The organism is Faecalicatena sp., assembly GCF_058819085.1.
Genome location: NZ_JBZUUL010000006.1, coordinates 66,049 through 83,080 on the forward strand (window position 1 = coordinate 66,049; position 17,032 = coordinate 83,080).

Below are 17,032 nucleotides of genomic sequence, written 5' to 3' on the forward strand. Positions count from 1 at the left end.
AAGCAGGTCTCATAAATAATCTTATTCCATTTATTCACGAAACAAAGCAAAAAGCACGCAGGAGTATTTCTCTCTTTGCGTGCTTTCTAGAAATTTAATATTCAATCTCTGATTCCTTTATTTCCCGTTCCACTGTCCGATCACTTCATTCACAGTGGAAACTGTGACAAATACCTGCTTCTGGTTCATATGCAGGTAGTTCAGCAGAATCTTATACTCCTGCTGGGTCAGGATCGTGATAAGTTCTATGCGCTTTTTATTGTCATACGCTCCGTGTGCCTCATAGAGCGTAACTCCCCGGTTCAATTCCTTCATAATATATTCCTGGATCTCCTGATAATCGTCCGAGAGGATACAAACTCTTTTCCGCTTATTGAATCCATCGATAAAATAATCTACGGCGATCCCATTTGCGTAAGTACCCAGGATACTGACAACAAATGTGGAAAAATCGTATACCAAAAGGGAAGTTGCTGCCGTCACCATCCCCGCTGCTGTCACGGCCTTTCCGATCTCCATATGGGTAAACTTATTGATGATCTTCGCTACAATATCAATCCCGCCTGAGGAAGCGTTGACGTGGAATAAAAGTGCTTGTCCAAGTGCTACGATCAAAATATACGTGATCAGATCATACACCGGGTTGCCCGTTACAGACTTGGTCACGGGGATGATCCGCTCATAAATCCACAAAAATACCGGCAGAAGCATGGATGTATAGACGGTCTTCGCACCAAACTCCTTCCCGATAAATATAAATCCAATGACTAAGAGTACCACATTCAATATGAATGTGATGATGGAAAGCTGGATCCCGGTAAGCTGGGAAATAACCAGGCCCAGACCGGAAATACTGCCCACAACGATCTTGCTTGGGACCATGAAGAAATACACTGCAGCAGCCACCAGCATCATTCCAAACGTAATAATAAAAAACTCACGGATTGCATTTTTCTTTGAGTTCATTTTTAAATTCTCCTCTTCTTGACATATTTACCTTTTTCCTAACCCCAGATTTTTCAAAACCAGACCTGTATCTCAATCATTTTCCTTACTATAACCGACAGAAATTGCAGCAGCCCTCATCTCCACGAATCCCCTTTCGTAGTGTAGTCTGTACCTTGTTTATCTGCGATTCCCCTTTCACAATATAAACCGTACATTTTCTATCATTATACTACAAGATCTGATACTTTGCACTTCTATCTTTGACTGATTCCCCCAATGATTTTTTGGCTACTGTACGCCTGCGATCTCCCTGATCACTTCTCCTGCGATCAAAAGTCCTGCGACCGGAGGCACGAAAGAAATACTGCCTGGGATGCTGCGCCTCTGTCCCTTGTCTTCCCCTGTCTCTCTCCCTGAGGTATCGATAGGTTTTTCCTTAGAAAACAGCACCTTTAAATGGGTGATCCCCCTGCTTTTCAGCTCCCTGCGCATCACCTTGCACAGCGGGCAGACACTTGTCTTTGAAATATCTGAAATCTCAAACAGCTCCGGATGCAGCTTATTTCCTGTTCCCATACTGCTGATGATAGGGATATCCAGTTTCAGTGCCAGCTCCACCAGAGCCAGCTTTGCAGTGACCGTATCAATGGCATCTATGATATAATCTGGTTTTTCACCTCTTGGAATCCCGCCTTCTGATTCTTCAGTGTATGAATTCTCTTCCATGGAGCCGTCCGTTTTTATTTTTCCTCCAAACAGTGTCTCCAGATTATCCGGCAGGACAAACATCTCGAATGTCTCAACCCGGATCTGCGGATTGATATCCCTGATCCTTTCCTCCATCACCTTCGTCTTATACTGACCTATCGTACTGTGATAGGCGATGGACTGACGGTTGATATTGGTCAGTGAGACGGTGTCATTATCTACCAGGATCAATTTTCCCACACCGCTCCTGGCAAGTGCCTCGATACAGTGGGACCCGACGCCGCCCACGCCAAATACCATGACCGAAGCTTCCTCAAGCCGTTTTATCCCCTCTTTTCCAACTAATAATTCTGTTCTTGAATACTCATTTAACATCTTTTTCATCTTCTCCTATATCAATCGTACCTTCTTTGTAAAATCATGTTTTTCCTGGCTGCTAATCCAGCATCAATTCGTCCACCGTTACGAACTCATACCCCTTGGCAGTAAGCTGGTCTACGATCTTTAGAGCAGCCTTTATGGAGCTGTCATAACAGTCATGCAACAGAATGATATCATTTTCTTCTGCTTCCGTCACTACTTTATTCACAATTTCATCTACATTTTCCGTGGCCCAGTCAAGAGGGTCTATACTCCACATCACAGGGAGCACATGGATCTTCTGTTCTAGGTCCTTCTGCCAAAGCCCAAAGGGCGGTCTCATAAACTGCACATCTTTCCCTGTGATCTCCTTGATCAGGTCATTTGTCATGGTAATCTCCTCATAAGCCTTCTCGTTACTCACTTTTGTGATCTCAACATGGTGGTATGTATGATTTCCGATCAGATGTCCTTCCTCATACATCCGTTTTACAATGTCCCTATTATTGTCCTTCTCTATATTCTGCCCGATCAGGAAAAATGTAGCCTTCACACCTCTTTCCTTCAATCCATCTAAGAGCTTTGGCGTATAGACCTTACTAGGCCCATCGTCAAAGGTAAGCGCGATTTTGGGTTTTTCCACCATATTTTCAGCCACATATGCAATCGCATTGGGACTGGATATCTCCTGTTCCCCAGCCTCTGCTGTATTTTTTGTAAGAAATCCCGGATACACCATTCCTATTAAGAGCAAAACATAGACCAGGCCCATCCCCTGCATCAATCTTTTTAAACGCAAACTGTCCACGACCTTTATTCCACTTCTTTTATATATATGCTCCTCTCTCAAAATTTATGGATGCTTTCATATTTCTCTTACATAAGGCTTAAATATGTGCTATAATGGCCTCTGTGTCACATTCAGAGGAGGAATTTATATGGAAAAACCAATACAGACGGAAAATAAAATGGGCGTCATGCCTGTTCCGAAGCTTTTAATCACAATGTCCCTGCCAATGGTCATTTCAATGCTGGTGCAGGCTCTTTATAATGTTGTAGACAGTGTGTTTGTCGCTCAGATCAATGAGGCGGCACTGACTGCTGTTTCGCTGGCATTCCCGGTGCAAAACCTGATGATCGCCATTTCAGCAGGAACCGGCGTCGGGATCAATGCGCTGCTATCCAGAAATCTGGGGGAGAAAAAATTCGAGGAGGCCAACACTGTTGCAAGGAATGGTATTTTCCTTGGCATGCTCAGTTATATTGTGATGGCCATAATAGGGCTGGCCGGCTCCCATCTGTTCTTCACTGTACAGACAAATGATCCGCTGATCATCCGCTATGGTACTCAGTATATGCTGATCATCACGGTTGCATCCATCGGAATCTTCATGCAGATCACATTCGAGCGTCTGATGCAGTCCACGGGAAAGACGATCTACAATATGATCACACAGGGAACCGGAGCGGTGATCAACATCGTGCTCGATCCGATCCTGATCTTCGGCCTCTTCGGACTTCCGAAAATGGAGGTCGCCGGTGCTGCTCTTGCAACCGTGATCGGACAGCTTGTCGCCGTAACGATGTCATTATACTTTAACTGCAAAAAGAATACGGAGTTGAATCTGAATATGAAAGGATTCCGTCCAAACAAAATCATTATTGCCAACATTTATAAGGTCGGTGTTCCTTCCATCATTATGCAGTCCATCGGTTCTGTCATGGTATTTGGAATGAACAAGATCCTGATGATCTTCTCTTCCACTGCCACTGCAGTATTTGGAGTATATTTCAAGCTCCAGAGTTTTATCTTTATGCCGGTCTTCGGGCTGAATAATGGTATGATCCCGATCGTTGCGTATAACTATGGTGCAAGAGATAAGAAAAGGATCATGAAAACGATCGATCTAAGCGTCCTGATCGCGGTGGGCATCATGATCATAGGACTTGGCATCTTCCAGTTTTTCCCGGCGCAGCTTCTTCGGCTTTTCGATGCATCCGAACATATGCTGGAGATCGGAGTACCTGCACTTCGTATCATCAGCCTGAGCTTTATCTTTGCCGGATACTGTATCATCGTAGGTTCTGTTTTCCAGGCGCTTGGAAACGGGGTATACAGCCTGATCGTCTCTGTAGCCAGACAGCTGTTTGTGATCCTTCCGGCTGCCTATCTTTTTGCCGAGTTATTTGGACTGAATATGGTATGGTGGGCGATCCCGATCGCAGAGATCGTTTCCGTGGTACTGTCCTCACTGCTGTTTAAACGGATCAAACGCCAGAAGATCCAGCCATTGGAGATACCTGTGGCATCCAAAGGCAGCCAGCAGTAAAAAGCCCTGCATAAGGCGTCAAAAAATATTGAAAAATCCGGGGACAACCCCGGCATTCTGTTTTATGTAAAACAAAGGCAGTATCGTGTCGGCCAGATCACGATACTGCCTCTTTTGATTCCAGCTTTTCTCCCCGTTTGATTTCCGGTCTTTCATCTATTTTAATGTTTCTGATTTTCACCGGATTAGCTTGTGATTTATACCGGGATGGTTGTATAATAAGAAGCATAACCATCAGGATTTTTACAGGATTTCTGACCGGAAATGGAGGCTTGAAAGAATATGAAACGACTTGCATATCAATTTAGGGATACCAAAAAGGCGGCAGGACTTTTTCAGGTTGTGATAGGTCTTATTATTTCCTTTCTGATTATTTTTGCCAAATGGTTTACCTATAAGGGCACCGCCTATACGATTCTTGGTTTTTATGCTACGGTCCGCCGATACGGCGGGATCTCGGCCTTCTCTTCCGCTTTCGAGACTGCCGAGGAGGTGGCGGCTACAGGAAGCAGTATCGTTCCTGCCTACCTTTTCCTTTTGCTGCCGTTTCTGCTTGCTGCAGTACTGATCATCCGGTCCGTATTACTGTTATGCAAAAAAAAGGCCGCGGATATCTTCTCCATCATTTCCTACTGGGTTGGATTCCTCTACCTTATCTCTGTCTTTTTTAACTCCTATACAGTACGTCCGGCTCTGACTGTCTCCATGATACTCATGGTAGCCGATTATATCGGGACCAGACTGATCCTGGAGGGGGACGAGATGAACCGGCAGGCGCGGGAATTAAAGCGCAGGGAGGAACAGGCACGGCTGGATAAGATCCGGCGGATGCGCTTTCCGGGACATTATTCCAAGGATTTCTATACGGTTATTTTTGCGAACTTTAAAAGTAATCTAAAGGGCTATCTGCTCTTTATATTTGCAGCCTCCGCTGCGGTTACTTTTCTTTATATTATGATCGGGGCACTGTCCGCCATCCTGGCACTGGACCCGGGACAGGATGGGATGAAGTATTCGGGAGTCATGAACATTTTCCAGGAAGTGTTTATGATCGTCCTGTTTTTGTCCATCATGCTCCTGGTGCTTATCATCTCTAACTATATTAAGACACGCATGAAAAACTACGGGATCTTTATCAGCCTGGGTATCCGCAAGAAGACGCTGGAACTGATCATTGCCCTCGAGTATCTCACCTGTATCCTTGTTTCACTGGCGGTCGGGCTGCTCCTTGGAAATCTGGGGCTTCCTGTTATGAAGCATTTCTTTCTAAGGAGCCTGGGGATCTCTGACTCTGTTTCCACAGAATATGGGGCTCTGGTACTGATTACTACAGTCGTCTTCCTTCTTATGACAGGATTGTCTACACTCATCAATTATCATCTGTTTGAGCATGTGGATATCACGACCTCTTCATTTAAGGCTGTAAAAAAGGAACCGCTGCCCTCCCATCTACTGATCCCGGGCCTGATCTATGGAGTTTACTGTATCCAATCCGGTATCCGTGCTTATCTGCACGGCTCCTGGATGGAAGGGATGTCCCGTTTTGCTATCATGCTGTTTGGATTTCTGCTCCTTATGTACTGCGGAGGCACAAAGCTCCTTACGCGTTTCATGAAGAAAAAGGAGCGGTATTTAAAGCACCTGTTTACAATTCTGCCCTGGAAGTACCGGTTTAAGACTAATGCCAAGTATCTGTTCCTTTTATTTACCATCCAGTTATTTGCGCTGGCTGTCTATCTGCCCCGGCTGGCCTCCTGCCTGACTGCTGGTGCCGCCGATAAGCTCTATCCTTATGATTTTGTATGTATGGCACATGAGGAGGATGAGACATTTTTCGAGGATCTCAAGTCCTCTCATAATGTAGAAATGGAAACCTATCCAATGATCCGAATTAACACCCTGCTGGCGGAGCCCTTCTCCTACCGTACTGAAATACGCACGGGATTCGACGGTGTCGTTTCTCCCCAGGGACAACATATTGGAATTTCTGAAACTACATATAAGAAGCTGAAAGCAGTTATTTCCCCGGATGACAAGAGTTCTCCCGGACTGACAGGAAAAGAGATCCATGTTGTTTTCCAGCAGGACACCTCACAGCGCGCCCGTCTGCTGGACTGGTATATCTCCCCGATGGAAGATCTGGATAACAGCCCCCGACTGCACCCGGGTGTCCGGGCCGGATATGACATCGAGACCCGGGACGATATTTATCCCCCTTACTCGGTGAAAAGCCAGGAAAAGCTGATCCTGACCGGTATGTTCCAGCGGGGTGACCAGGAGGATATTGTGGTCTTCTCTGACGAATACTTTGCGAAGCTTTGTCAGTCTGTTTTCGACCAGCTTAAGGAGGAGCCGACGCCTACACAGTTAGTCACATTACGGGCCGCAAAGGGAAGTTACCAGAGCATTGCAGACAGCCTGAGGGTATTCTCCGAAAAAAATATCGCGGATACATACCTGCAGCCCTCTGTCTACCCATGTTATGAAAAACAGACGGAAATAACTGCTGCAAAAGGGGATCTTTTTTTCAAGAAAATTGCCTTTTTCATTACTGCCTGCATCTTATTACTCAGCAGCCTGTTTATCTTCTACCTGAAGTACAGTCTGGAGATCGAGGAGATGAGACGCAAAAGCCAGCTTCTCGAGGCGGTGGGGATGAATGACCATGACCGTGTCAGTCTTCTCCGCAGTGAGATGGCAGTCCATTCTAAATGGTCTTTCCTGGGCGCGGCTTTAGTCTCTTTGATCTTTAGTACCGCAATGCCTTTCATGAGGCTTTACAGAGGGAATGAGACAGGAAAGTACTTCCTGATCCTGCTGGGCGTATTGGCCGTATATACACTTTTATACTGGCTGGGCACTCATTTTCTGACTAAGGGATTCCTCCAAAAGATAGAGGATCTGACGATCAAGCCTGGTGAATAGAAAGATTACTATAGATAAAGGGATGCCCTTGGATATGATGTTATCCTGGCATCCCTTTATATTCTGAAGGGCTCATCCCCATCAGCTTCTTGAATGCTTTTGAAAAGTAAAGGTTATTCTCAAATCCCACAGAATAGGCGATCGTGGCAACAGACAGATCCGTCTCTTTGAGCAGACGGCAGGCTTGTTTGATGCGGAAGCTGCTTAAGTATTCCTTTGGAGACTGCTGCTGATAAGCCTGGAAGGAACGGTACAGATGGCTGCGGCTGATCCCCACATATGCCGCCACATCCTCCACTGTTATGGGATAGGAATAACTGGTTGAGATGTAATTCTTGGCCTTCTCCACATAAGTAAGCTGGATATCCCTGGCATTCTCCTTCTGCGCGGAGTAATGCATCAAGGTAGACAAAAGTGTATAGAGGGCCCCGGTCATGGCTACCGATGCCTCATGACTGTTGCCTTTTACTTCATAGATCCTCCCCAGCTGACTTCTCAGGACTCGTTTGGGAGGCCCTCCGCCTTTGATAAATGGCTTTTCCTTCGTAAAATCTGTAGAACGGATGATCGTTGACGCATCTGTTCCCATAAAGCCGACCCAGGCATATTCCCAGGGTTTCTCTGTGTCTGCATAATATTTCACTTCGGTATCAGGGTAAAGGATAAAGGTATCTCCGGCAGACAATCTGTGAGTCTCCCCATTGACACTATAATATCCGTGACCTGAAATGATATGATGGATGCAATAGTGATTCCTGATTCCAGGCCCCCACTGGTAACCCGGCCCGCATTTCTGATGTCCCACGTTGTAGACAGACAGGGAAGTCAGGAGACTTTCCCCGACCTTATATGAATATTTATAGGTGCCCTCCAATTTCTGTTTCTCCTTTCCCGTGTTTTTCTCATTATAACTTCCCATCGCTTCCCATGCAACATAATTACATATCTTTGCACGGATTTTTTATATACATTCCCTCTCCTTTCCGCTATAATGAAGACATAATAAAGAACGAATCTTTAACTACTAAAATAAAGACGAAAGTGAGGATTTCATATGAAAGAAAAATTATCCGCAAAATTTACAGAACTGTTCGGAAGCGCTGAGGGCGCGGGATTCTACTTTTCACCCGGGCGCGTGAATCTGATCGGAGAACACACAGACTATAACGGCGGCCACGTCTTTCCATGTGCACTGACTCTTGGTACTTACGGCATGGCAAAGAGACGTTCTGACAAGAAGATGCACTTTTATTCCATGAACTTAAACAGCTTCGGCGTTGTGGAGGCTGATCTGGATGATCTCACTAACAAGAGTACTTACGGGTGGGCTAACTATCCCTTAGGTGTTGTCTGGGCTTTTGCTGAAAAAGGAGTGAAGCTGGACAGCGGCTTTGATATGGTGATCTGGGGAAATATCCCGAATGGTTCCGGTCTTTCCTCTTCAGCTTCTCTGGAAGTACTCACAGGCGTGATCCTGACAGATCTCTTTGGGATCACAAAGTTCAGTATGACAGACCTGGCCCTGATCGGACAGTATTCGGAAAATAATTTCAACGGCTGCAACTGCGGTATCATGGATCAGTTTGCCGTAGCGATGGGTAAAAAAGACCACGCGATCTTCCTGGATACTGCGACCTTAAATTATGAATATGCACCTGTTGTTCTGGAAGATGCAAAGATCATCATCACAAACAGCAAGGTAAAACACAGCCTGGTAGATTCCAAATACAATGAACGCCGCCAGGAATGTTCTGATGCACTGGCTGCTCTCCAGACAGAGCTGGATATCAACGCCTTAGGCGATTTAGATATGGATACCTTTGAGAAGTTCAAAGAAGTCATCAAAAATCCTGTACAGGTCAGACGCGCAAAACATGCCGTTGCAGAAAACCAGCGGACGATCGAGGCGGTAAAGGCATTAAAAGAAGGGAACATTGAACGCTTCGGAGAGCTGATGAACCAGTCCCACATCTCCCTTCGGGATGACTATGAAGTATCCTGTGAAGAAATCGACATCCTCGTTGACCTTGCATGGAAGGTGCCTGGCGTGATCGGTTCCAGAATCACAGGAGGCGGTTTCGGCGGATGCACCGTCAGCATTGTAAAAAATGAAGCGGTAGATGCATTTATCGATACTATCGGGAAAGCATATAAAGAAAAAGTCGGACATGATGCTGAATTCTATACCGTAGACATCGGCGGCGGGGCCGGAAAGCTTGATTAATCGGTAACCAGATCACAGATTCAAAAAAGGAGGCAGTCAAAATGGCAATTTTAGTATTAGGAGGGGCCGGTTACATCGGCTCACACACAGTTTATGAACTCATTGATAAAGGAGCAGATGTCGTTGTTGTCGACAATCTGGAGACAGGACACATCGAAGCAGTACATCCAAAGGCTCGTTTTTACAAAGGCGATATCCGTAACCGGGGATTCGTTGATTCTGTCTTTGAAAACGAAGAGATCCATGCAGTCATCCATTTTGCTGCCAACTCCCTCGTCGGAGAGAGCATGGTCGATCCTCTGAAATATTATGACAATAATGTCTGCGGCACGAAGGTACTTCTGGAATCTATGATCGCACATGATGTGAAGAAGATCGTCTTCTCTTCCACCGCTGCAACTTATGGGGAGCCAGAGAATATCCCGATTTTGGAGGATGACAGGACCTGTCCAACTAACACATACGGTGAAACCAAGCTTGCCATGGAAAAGATGATGAAATGGACAGATGTTGCCCATGGCCTGAAATATGTGGCACTGCGCTACTTCAATGCCTGTGGTGCGCATGAGAGCGGCTGCATCGGAGAGGCACACAGCCCGGAGACACATCTGATCCCGCTGATCCTGCAGGTACCATTAGGACAGCGTGAATTTATCAGTATCTTCGGCGATGATTATGATACAAAGGACGGCACATGTATCCGCGACTATATCCATGTGACTGATCTGGCACAGGCACATATCCTGGCTGTCAAATATCTGCTGGACGGCGGAGAAAGCAACACCTTTAACCTGGGCAACGGAGTCGGCTTTACTGTAAAAGAAGTCATTGAGACAGCAAAAAAGGCAACCGGGCTCGACATCGCAGAACGGGTAACTCCAAGACGCGCCGGAGATCCTGCCCGGCTGATCGCATCCAGTGACAAGGCAAAACAGATCCTTGGCTGGAACCCGCAGCATGCCGATTTGGAGGAGATCATTACTTCCGCATGGAAATGGCACAGCACCCATCCTCATGGATTCAAGAAAGAGGAGGCATAGATCATGTTAAATGAAGCGATAAAAAAACTGGTTCAATATGGGATCGACACTGGTCTGACTCCTGAATGTGAACGCATCTATACGACTAATCTTCTGCTGGAGCTTTTCCACGAGGATGAATACTCAGATGTGAATTGTGACCTTTCTCAGCTTAATCTGGAAGAAATCTTAAAAGAACTTCTGGACGAAGCCTGTGAACGCGGGATCATTGAAGACAGTATCGTATACAGGGATCTGTTTGATACCAAGATCATGAACTGTCTCATGCCGCGCCCCTCCCAGGTACAGGCTGAATTCTGGAAACGTTATGAAGCATCCCCAAAGGATGCCACAGATTATTACTACAAGCTGAGCCAGGACAGCGATTATATCCGCAGATACCGTGTCTGCAGGGATATGAAGTGGACCGTGGATACGGATTATGGCACACTGGATATCACGATCAATCTGTCCAAACCGGAAAAAGACCCGAAAGCAATCGCGGCGGCAAGGAATGCAAAAGCATCCTCTTATCCAAAGTGTCTGCTCTGTGTAGAGAATGAGGGCTATGCCGGACGCACGAACCATCCGGCCAGGGAGAATCACAGGATCATGCCGATTACGGTCAATGACAGTGCCTGGGGATTCCAGTATTCTCCTTATGTTTACTATAACGAGCACTGTATCGTCTTAAACGGTGAGCATGTGCCGATGAAGATCGAAAAAAACACCTTCCGGAAGCTGTTTGATTTTATTAAACTATTTCCGCACTACTTCCTTGGCTCCAATGCTGACCTGCCGATCGTCGGCGGTTCTATCTTGAGCCACGACCATTTCCAGGGAGGAAATTACACCTTTGCCATGGCGAAAGCACCCATGACAGAGACATTTACCGTAAAAGGATTTGAGGATGTGACAGCCGGGATCGTAAAATGGCCGCTCTCCGTGATCCGTCTCCAGGGGAAAGATGAAAGCAGGATCATCGAGCTTGCCGGCCATATCCTGACAGCATGGAGAGGATATACTGATGAGGAAGCATTCATCTATGCCGAGACTGACGGGCAGCCTCACAATACGATCACACCGATCGCCAGAATGCATGAGGACCTTTATGAACTGGACCTGACCCTCCGCAACAATATCACAACAGAGGAGCATCCTCTGGGCGTATACCATCCTCATGCTAAACTGCACCATATCAAGAAGGAAAATATCGGTCTGATCGAGGTCATGGGACTCGCCGTACTGCCCTCACGGTTAAAAGACGAGATGGAACTTCTGAAAACTTACATACTGGAAAAGAAAGACATCAGAAGCAGTGAAGTTTTAAAGAAGCACGCTGACTGGGTAGATGACTTCCTGCCACAGCACCCGGAGCTGAATGCAGATAATGTGGAGGATATCCTAAAGCTTGAAATCGGAAAGGTATTCTGCCAGGTACTTGAAGATGCAGGCGTATATAAATGCGATGAAAAGGGATTGGAAGGATTCAGACGGTTTATTGCATCCCTCTAGTGAAACAAAATTAAGCAGTACTAACCAAAAAGCAGCCGGAGTCTGCCGATGGAATTTGATCTTAGAAATTCCATCGGCAGACTCCGGTTAGTTTTTCATATTTGTTAAATCTGTTTGCTTTCCTGGTATTCCTTTTTGAAGATATAGAAACAGGCAAAGGCCTAAGAGGGTGGACGGTACAGATACTATCTTTTCATCATGCTTTTTTCTTTTTACTTCCGCCTGTCTTTCTTTTTTTCTTTCTGACGCTGTATCCGAAGGTTCCAATCTTTTTGCCCAATCCAAGATATTCTCCATGTGAATAGGCGAGCAGTCCGGTTTTGTTCAGTTCGAACTTGTTCTGCTCATTCATATATGCGTCATCGACCTGGACTGCAGTTACCTTTGCAAGAAACATGTGGTGGCTTCCGAGTTCTTTTATTTCAGTCACCTTACATTCGATGCTGACCGGACATTCGTCTATGACCGGCGCATATTCTAATGTCTCTGCCTTTTTGGGAGTCAGCTTTGCCTCCTTCCATTTATCCACATCTCTGCCGGAACGGACACCGCAGTAATCCGTGGCTCTTGCCAGCTTCTCAGTGGTCAGGTTGATCACGAACTCACCGGATTCCCGAATGATATCGTAGGAATAACGCTCCGGGCGTACGGAAATATAGACCATTGCCGGATTGGTACATATCGTTCCGGTCCATGCGATCGTCAGGATGTTTGTCCTGCCGGACTTATCTCCCACGCTTACCATGACCGCCGGGAGAGGATACAGCATATTGCCTGGTTTCCATGTTTGTCTGCTCATACTTCTTCTCTTTTCTATTCCAAATTCTATTTCTAATCTTTATGTTCTACAATTTTATGTTTTACCGCAGCCCCACCGCTTTACTGCGTGACCGCAGGCCTGCCTGTAAATCTGCTGTCTTACTGCTGCAGTGCTCCGACCAGTGTCGGAACAAGCTGTTTCTTTCTGGATACAACGCCCTTTAACAGAAGGTCTTCTGTATCTTCACGCAGATCGTATGCGGAGATCACCTTTGAGCGTGCATCCAGTCCGCAGCAGAGAAGTTCGGAGGATTCTGTCACGATATTGGTCAGCATGAAGAAAATCATATCCAGCCTGTGTGACTTTCTTGCCTTCTCCATGTGCGGCAGTACAGCTGCCTTGATTTCTTTGAGTTCATCTGCACTCATGGCATTAACCTGCCCTACACCGATCACTGTCTCATTCACTGTAAACTGTTTAAAATCAAGGAATATGATCTCCTCTGCACTCTTGCCCTTTAAGTTGCTTCCCGCATTGAACATCTCCAGTGCCAGCTCCTCTATATTTATATCCGCGATCTCTGCCAGCTTCCTTGCTGACAGCTCATCCAGAGCGGTGCAGGTCGGGGAACGGAACATCAGCGTATCGGAGATGATCGCGGAGCACAGAAGTGCCGCAGTCTCAGGTTCTACCTCCACGCATTCTTCCTGATACATCTGGTAAATGATCGTTGCGGTACATCCCACCGGCTGATTTCTGAAAAATACAGGACCCATGGTCTCAATACTGCTTAATCTATGATGATCGATGATCTCCAGCACATCTGCCTCCTCGATCCCGTCGACCGCCTGGTTCTTCTCATTATGGTCTACCAGGATCACCTGTTTTTTCCTGCTGTTGAGCAGTCTGCGCCTGGAAATAAAGCCTAAGAAGTTTCCCTTATTATCCACGATCGGGAAATCACGGAAACGCTTATGTGCCATAACATCTTTAACATCATCCACATAGTCACGCATCTTAAATGTGATCAATCCTTCTTTTGTCATAAAATGTCTGACCGGTATACTCTGATTGATCTGTCTGGCAACAGTAAAGGTATCATGAGGAGTACTGATGATCACGATCTCCTTCTCCCTTGCCTGCTGAATAATATCGTCGGATATCTCAGCCCCCTGGCAGATGACCATACACGCCACATTCAGATCGATCGCGCACTGCTGTGCTTCCTTTCGATTACCTAAAATGACAAGGTCGTCCTTCTCTATAAAATCTGCCAGAAGATCCCGGCTGGATGCAGCCACCCCGACCTTTCCCTTCAACAGATAGCTGTGGTCATTCCCGATCACAACTCTTCCGCCTATGGTCGTTGCAATGTTGCGGTACTGAGTCCTGGCTGTGGAAAGGATCGTACTGTCATACACATCCATGTAGGAGGTCGCAATATCACCGATCGTGATCAGCCCCTCCAGCCGGCCTTCCCTTGTGACCGGCAGAGTCTTGATGTTCAGCTCCTTCATACGGGCCCAGGCTGTCTTGATAGAAACGCTTCCGTTTAACCCTTCTATTTTTCTTAGATCCACATCCTTCACCTGAACACGCAGATCCGAGAGAAGTGCTGGTACTTTTACTCCAAAACGTTCCAGGACATACTGCGTCTCCTCATTGAGCTGTCCGGCCCTTCGCGGGGTGTACTCCTCCCCTGTCAGTTTACTTTTCAGCCTTGCATAAGCGATCGCTGAGCAGATAGAATCCGTATCCGGGTTCTTGTGCCCTACCACATAAATTTTTCTTTTATTCACTCCATTATCCATCTCATATCATCCTTTATCATTTTCCATTCATTTACTTAGTAGCTTGCCATCTTTTCGTTCATCCGTCAACCAGAATTTCAGGATCTTCTTTACGGCGGCATGATTTTTGTGCTTCCTTCTGTGCAGATGAAGCCCTGATTCAGCTGAAATAATTATACTATAAAACAGTTTTAAAATCACTATATTACGGATAAAGCAGTTATGTTTTTCTTATTTGTCCGGCTTTTAAGATGCTGTATTTTTGACGGATAATCAAATTTTTAGTAGGTTTTTGGAGACACATATGTTATACTGAATTTATACCGTTTTGCAGTCCGCATAGTTCATTTCCAGAGTTTCCATGTGGCTGCGGTGTGGTTACACACGAATTAATAAGATAAGTTGAGGTGCTACGATGAGTGAAGAAATGAAAACAGAAGAATTACAGACAAACGAAGAACCTGTTGAGACAATGGCCGATTATGAGGATCATTTTGATGATGCCAATCCATGGAACAGGGTTCTTGACTACATGGAAAAGAAGACCATCCTGCCTGTTAAAGTAGAAGGGATCGTGAACGGAGGAGCCATCGCTATGGTAGAGGGCTTACGTGGATTCATCCCTGCATCCAAGCTTTCTCTTTCATATATTGAGGATTTGGAGACTTATTTATTACAGGACATTGAGGTACGCGTCATTGATGTGGATCAGGCTAACAACCGCCTTGTGTTATCTGCCCGTGAGATCTTAAAAGAAAAAGAGCAGAAGGCACGTGCCGAGCAGATCGCAAGCATCAAGACAGGCACTGTTATGGAAGGTACTGTTGAGACTCTCCAGAACTATGGTGCATTCGTGAAGTTAGACAATGGACTGTCCGGATTGGTTCATATTTCCCAGATTTCCCAGAAGAGAATCAAGACTCCTGGTGATGTCCTCAAGGTTGGGGATACTGTGAAAGTTAAAGTGATCGGTATCAAAGACGGGAAGATCAGCCTGAGCATGAAAGCTCTGGAAGAAGTTCAGGAGGAAGTGGAAGAAAAGGTAGAGATTCCGAAGAGTGAGAATATCGGAACGAACCTGGGAGATCTCTTTAAGAACATTAAGCTGTAAAGCGTTCGATCAACAATTAACGAGCAAAGACTGATAAGCATTGGCTAAACTAAAAAGCCGCTGTTTATCAGTCTTTTTTATATACTAATTTACATAAATTAATTTTCTTATATGAATTTCCCTATTTTAAATGTTTCATCAGAATATCGATAAGATCATTACTTTTTCTACAGAATACGAACTAGATGCTGATGTCACAGAATATTTTGGATACATATCCGCTAATATTTATATAGAACCTTGTGTTTTCTCAGGACGTGTAAAAGAATTATTCACAAATATTCTCTGTATGGCCGATACTTTTTCTTTTGCACCTTCAAGAGAAAATCCAGCAATATGGCTGGTTTCCCTGCTATACTACACGCACAAGCACTATCTCTCCGGCCGTGAGATCACATATCTGGATGAATGCCACAAATGATAGAAAAACCGCCGCAAAAACCTCTGCAACGGTTTTCTTTCATTTACTACAATTCAATATCCTGCAAGTAAGGATTCTTGGTCTCATAGAACTTCTCAGCCTCTACTGCTTCTGCGATCTTCGTGTCGATCGGCATCTTTCCAAGCACCGGAACGCCAATCTCTGCCGCGATCTCATCAATGTGGCTCTCACCAAATACCTTGATCTCCTTACCGCAGTCAGGACATTTCACATAGCTGTAGTTCTCTACGATACCAAGTACCGGAATATTCATCTGCTTTGCCATATTGTAGGCTTTCTTCACGATCATCTGTACCAGATCCTGGGGAGATGTCACGATGACAACACCGTCTACCGGAAGTGACTGGAATACCGTGAGCGGCACATCGCCAGTTCCCGGAGGCATGTCCACGAACAGATAATCAATATCTCCCCACATAACATCTGTCCAGAACTGTGTTACAACCCCTGAGATGACCGGACCTCTCCAGATAACCGGAGTGTCTTCATCCTCCAATAAGAGGTTGACAGACATGATCCTGGTCTCATCCTTTGCAATACAAGGGAATATCCCTTCCTCAGTTCCCTGTGCCGTCTCATGGATCCCATACATCTTAGGGATGGACGGACCTGTGATATCTGCATCCAGGATTCCGACTGTATATCCCTTCTCACGCATCATTCTGGCGAGTGAACCTGTCACAAGAGACTTGCCAACGCCGCCCTTTCCGCTGATAACGCCGATCACCTTCTTAACCTGAGAGTACTTATTGCCCGGAACCCGAAAGTCCTCTTTTTTACTCTCACATGTACCTGCATGCGCACATCCTGCACAGGATTCTTCGCTGCATCCATTGCTGCATTCTTCTGCCATATCGATCTACCTTCTCTTTCTATAAATAGTTAAATTCACAAATTGGA

General features: G+C 45.7%; 14 protein-coding genes. 7 read left to right on the forward strand and 7 right to left on the reverse strand.

Annotation, left to right across the window (positions count from 1 at the left end):
- Window positions 1-117: 117 nt before the first annotated feature.
- The 3 genes from AC4OGX_RS04625 to AC4OGX_RS04635 all read right to left on the reverse strand — a co-directional run bounded on the left by AC4OGX_RS04625 (window position 118) and on the right by AC4OGX_RS04635 (window position 2,824).
- Complete coding sequence (locus AC4OGX_RS04625; protein WP_493328767.1) at window positions 118-966, reverse strand: YitT family protein; 849 nt, start codon at window positions 964-966, stop codon at window positions 118-120.
- Window positions 967-1,236: 270 nt separating this feature from the next.
- Window positions 1,237-2,031: a tRNA threonylcarbamoyladenosine dehydratase gene (locus AC4OGX_RS04630; protein WP_493328835.1), complete on the reverse strand. Its 795-nt coding sequence runs from the start codon at window positions 2,029-2,031 to the stop codon at window positions 1,237-1,239.
- Between the two features lie 61 nt (window positions 2,032-2,092).
- Entirely contained in the window at window positions 2,093-2,824 is a 732-nt protein-coding gene (locus AC4OGX_RS04635) for a polysaccharide deacetylase family protein (RefSeq protein WP_493328769.1), read from the reverse strand.
- Window positions 2,825-2,954: 130 nt separating this feature from the next.
- Between AC4OGX_RS04635 and AC4OGX_RS04640 the strand changes: the two genes are divergently transcribed.
- Both AC4OGX_RS04640 and AC4OGX_RS04645 read left to right on the forward strand, forming a co-directional pair.
- Complete coding sequence (locus tag AC4OGX_RS04640; protein ID WP_493328771.1) at window positions 2,955-4,346, forward strand: MATE family efflux transporter; 1,392 nt, start codon at window positions 2,955-2,957, stop codon at window positions 4,344-4,346.
- 282 nt (window positions 4,347-4,628) lie between these two features.
- Window positions 4,629-7,271 (forward strand): FtsX-like permease family protein, encoded by a 2,643-nt coding sequence (locus AC4OGX_RS04645; protein WP_493328772.1) that lies wholly within the window; start codon window positions 4,629-4,631, stop codon window positions 7,269-7,271.
- 40 nt (window positions 7,272-7,311) lie between these two features.
- Here the strand turns inward: AC4OGX_RS04645 and AC4OGX_RS04650 are convergent, their stop codons facing one another.
- Window positions 7,312-8,190: an AraC family transcriptional regulator gene (locus tag AC4OGX_RS04650; RefSeq protein ID WP_493328774.1), complete on the reverse strand. Its 879-nt coding sequence runs from the start codon at window positions 8,188-8,190 to the stop codon at window positions 7,312-7,314.
- A 135-nt stretch (window positions 8,191-8,325) separates the two neighbouring features.
- Between AC4OGX_RS04650 and AC4OGX_RS04655 the strand changes: the two genes are divergently transcribed.
- From AC4OGX_RS04655 to galT, 3 genes are read left to right on the forward strand one after another with little or no spacing between them, the layout of a single operon-like run.
- Window positions 8,326-9,495 carry a galactokinase gene (locus AC4OGX_RS04655; RefSeq protein WP_493328775.1) on the forward strand — a complete coding sequence of 390 codons (1,170 nt, stop codon included), beginning with the start codon at window positions 8,326-8,328 and terminating at the stop codon, window positions 9,493-9,495.
- A gap of 41 nt (window positions 9,496-9,536) precedes the next feature.
- A complete protein-coding gene (gene galE / locus AC4OGX_RS04660; RefSeq protein WP_493328776.1) occupies window positions 9,537-10,535 on the forward strand; it encodes a UDP-glucose 4-epimerase GalE in 999 nt (332 codons plus the stop codon).
- A gap of 3 nt (window positions 10,536-10,538) precedes the next feature.
- Entirely contained in the window at window positions 10,539-12,029 is a 1,491-nt protein-coding gene (gene galT, locus AC4OGX_RS04665; RefSeq protein WP_493328777.1) for a UDP-glucose--hexose-1-phosphate uridylyltransferase, read from the forward strand.
- A gap of 196 nt (window positions 12,030-12,225) precedes the next feature.
- On the opposite strand, the gene AC4OGX_RS04670 is transcribed toward galT, so the two are convergent.
- Window positions 12,226-12,828 (reverse strand): flavin reductase family protein, encoded by a 603-nt coding sequence (locus tag AC4OGX_RS04670; RefSeq protein ID WP_493328778.1) that lies wholly within the window; start codon window positions 12,826-12,828, stop codon window positions 12,226-12,228.
- A 119-nt stretch (window positions 12,829-12,947) separates the two neighbouring features.
- Window positions 12,948-14,600, reverse strand: coding sequence for a putative manganese-dependent inorganic diphosphatase (locus AC4OGX_RS04675; RefSeq protein ID WP_493328780.1), 1,653 nt, complete (start codon window positions 14,598-14,600; stop codon window positions 12,948-12,950).
- Window positions 14,601-14,994: 394 nt separating this feature from the next.
- Between AC4OGX_RS04675 and AC4OGX_RS04680 the strand changes: the two genes are divergently transcribed.
- Window positions 14,995-15,690 (forward strand): S1 RNA-binding domain-containing protein, encoded by a 696-nt coding sequence (locus AC4OGX_RS04680; RefSeq protein ID WP_493328781.1) that lies wholly within the window; start codon window positions 14,995-14,997, stop codon window positions 15,688-15,690.
- A 130-nt stretch (window positions 15,691-15,820) separates the two neighbouring features.
- Entirely contained in the window at window positions 15,821-16,111 is a 291-nt protein-coding gene (locus AC4OGX_RS04685; protein ID WP_493328782.1) for a hypothetical protein, read from the forward strand.
- 46 nt (window positions 16,112-16,157) lie between these two features.
- Here the strand turns inward: AC4OGX_RS04685 and AC4OGX_RS04690 are convergent, their stop codons facing one another.
- Entirely contained in the window at window positions 16,158-16,985 is an 828-nt protein-coding gene (locus AC4OGX_RS04690; RefSeq protein ID WP_493328783.1) for a P-loop NTPase, read from the reverse strand.
- Between the last annotated feature and the right edge of the window lie 47 nt (window positions 16,986-17,032).

Coding starts and splice junctions, on each gene's coding strand:
- AC4OGX_RS04625 (WP_493328767.1), bottom strand. CDS start 966: ATGAACTCAAAGAAAAATGCAATCCGTGAGTTTTTTATTATTACGTTT.
- AC4OGX_RS04630 (WP_493328835.1), bottom strand. CDS start 2,031: ATGTTAAATGAGTATTCAAGAACAGAATTATTAGTTGGAAAAGAGGGG.
- AC4OGX_RS04640 (WP_493328771.1), top strand. CDS start 2,955: ATGGAAAAACCAATACAGACGGAAAATAAAATGGGCGTCATGCCTGTT.
- AC4OGX_RS04645 (WP_493328772.1), top strand. CDS start 4,629: ATGAAACGACTTGCATATCAATTTAGGGATACCAAAAAGGCGGCAGGA.
- AC4OGX_RS04650 (WP_493328774.1), bottom strand. CDS start 8,190: ATGGGAAGTTATAATGAGAAAAACACGGGAAAGGAGAAACAGAAATTG.
- AC4OGX_RS04655 (WP_493328775.1), top strand. CDS start 8,326: ATGAAAGAAAAATTATCCGCAAAATTTACAGAACTGTTCGGAAGCGCT.
- galE (WP_493328776.1), top strand. CDS start 9,537: ATGGCAATTTTAGTATTAGGAGGGGCCGGTTACATCGGCTCACACACA.
- galT (WP_493328777.1), top strand. CDS start 10,539: ATGTTAAATGAAGCGATAAAAAAACTGGTTCAATATGGGATCGACACT.
- AC4OGX_RS04670 (WP_493328778.1), bottom strand. CDS start 12,828: ATGAGCAGACAAACATGGAAACCAGGCAATATGCTGTATCCTCTCCCG.
- AC4OGX_RS04675 (WP_493328780.1), bottom strand. CDS start 14,600: ATGGATAATGGAGTGAATAAAAGAAAAATTTATGTGGTAGGGCACAAG.
- AC4OGX_RS04680 (WP_493328781.1), top strand. CDS start 14,995: ATGAGTGAAGAAATGAAAACAGAAGAATTACAGACAAACGAAGAACCT.
- AC4OGX_RS04685 (WP_493328782.1), top strand. CDS start 15,821: ATGTTTCATCAGAATATCGATAAGATCATTACTTTTTCTACAGAATAC.
- AC4OGX_RS04690 (WP_493328783.1), bottom strand. CDS start 16,985: ATGGCAGAAGAATGCAGCAATGGATGCAGCGAAGAATCCTGTGCAGGA.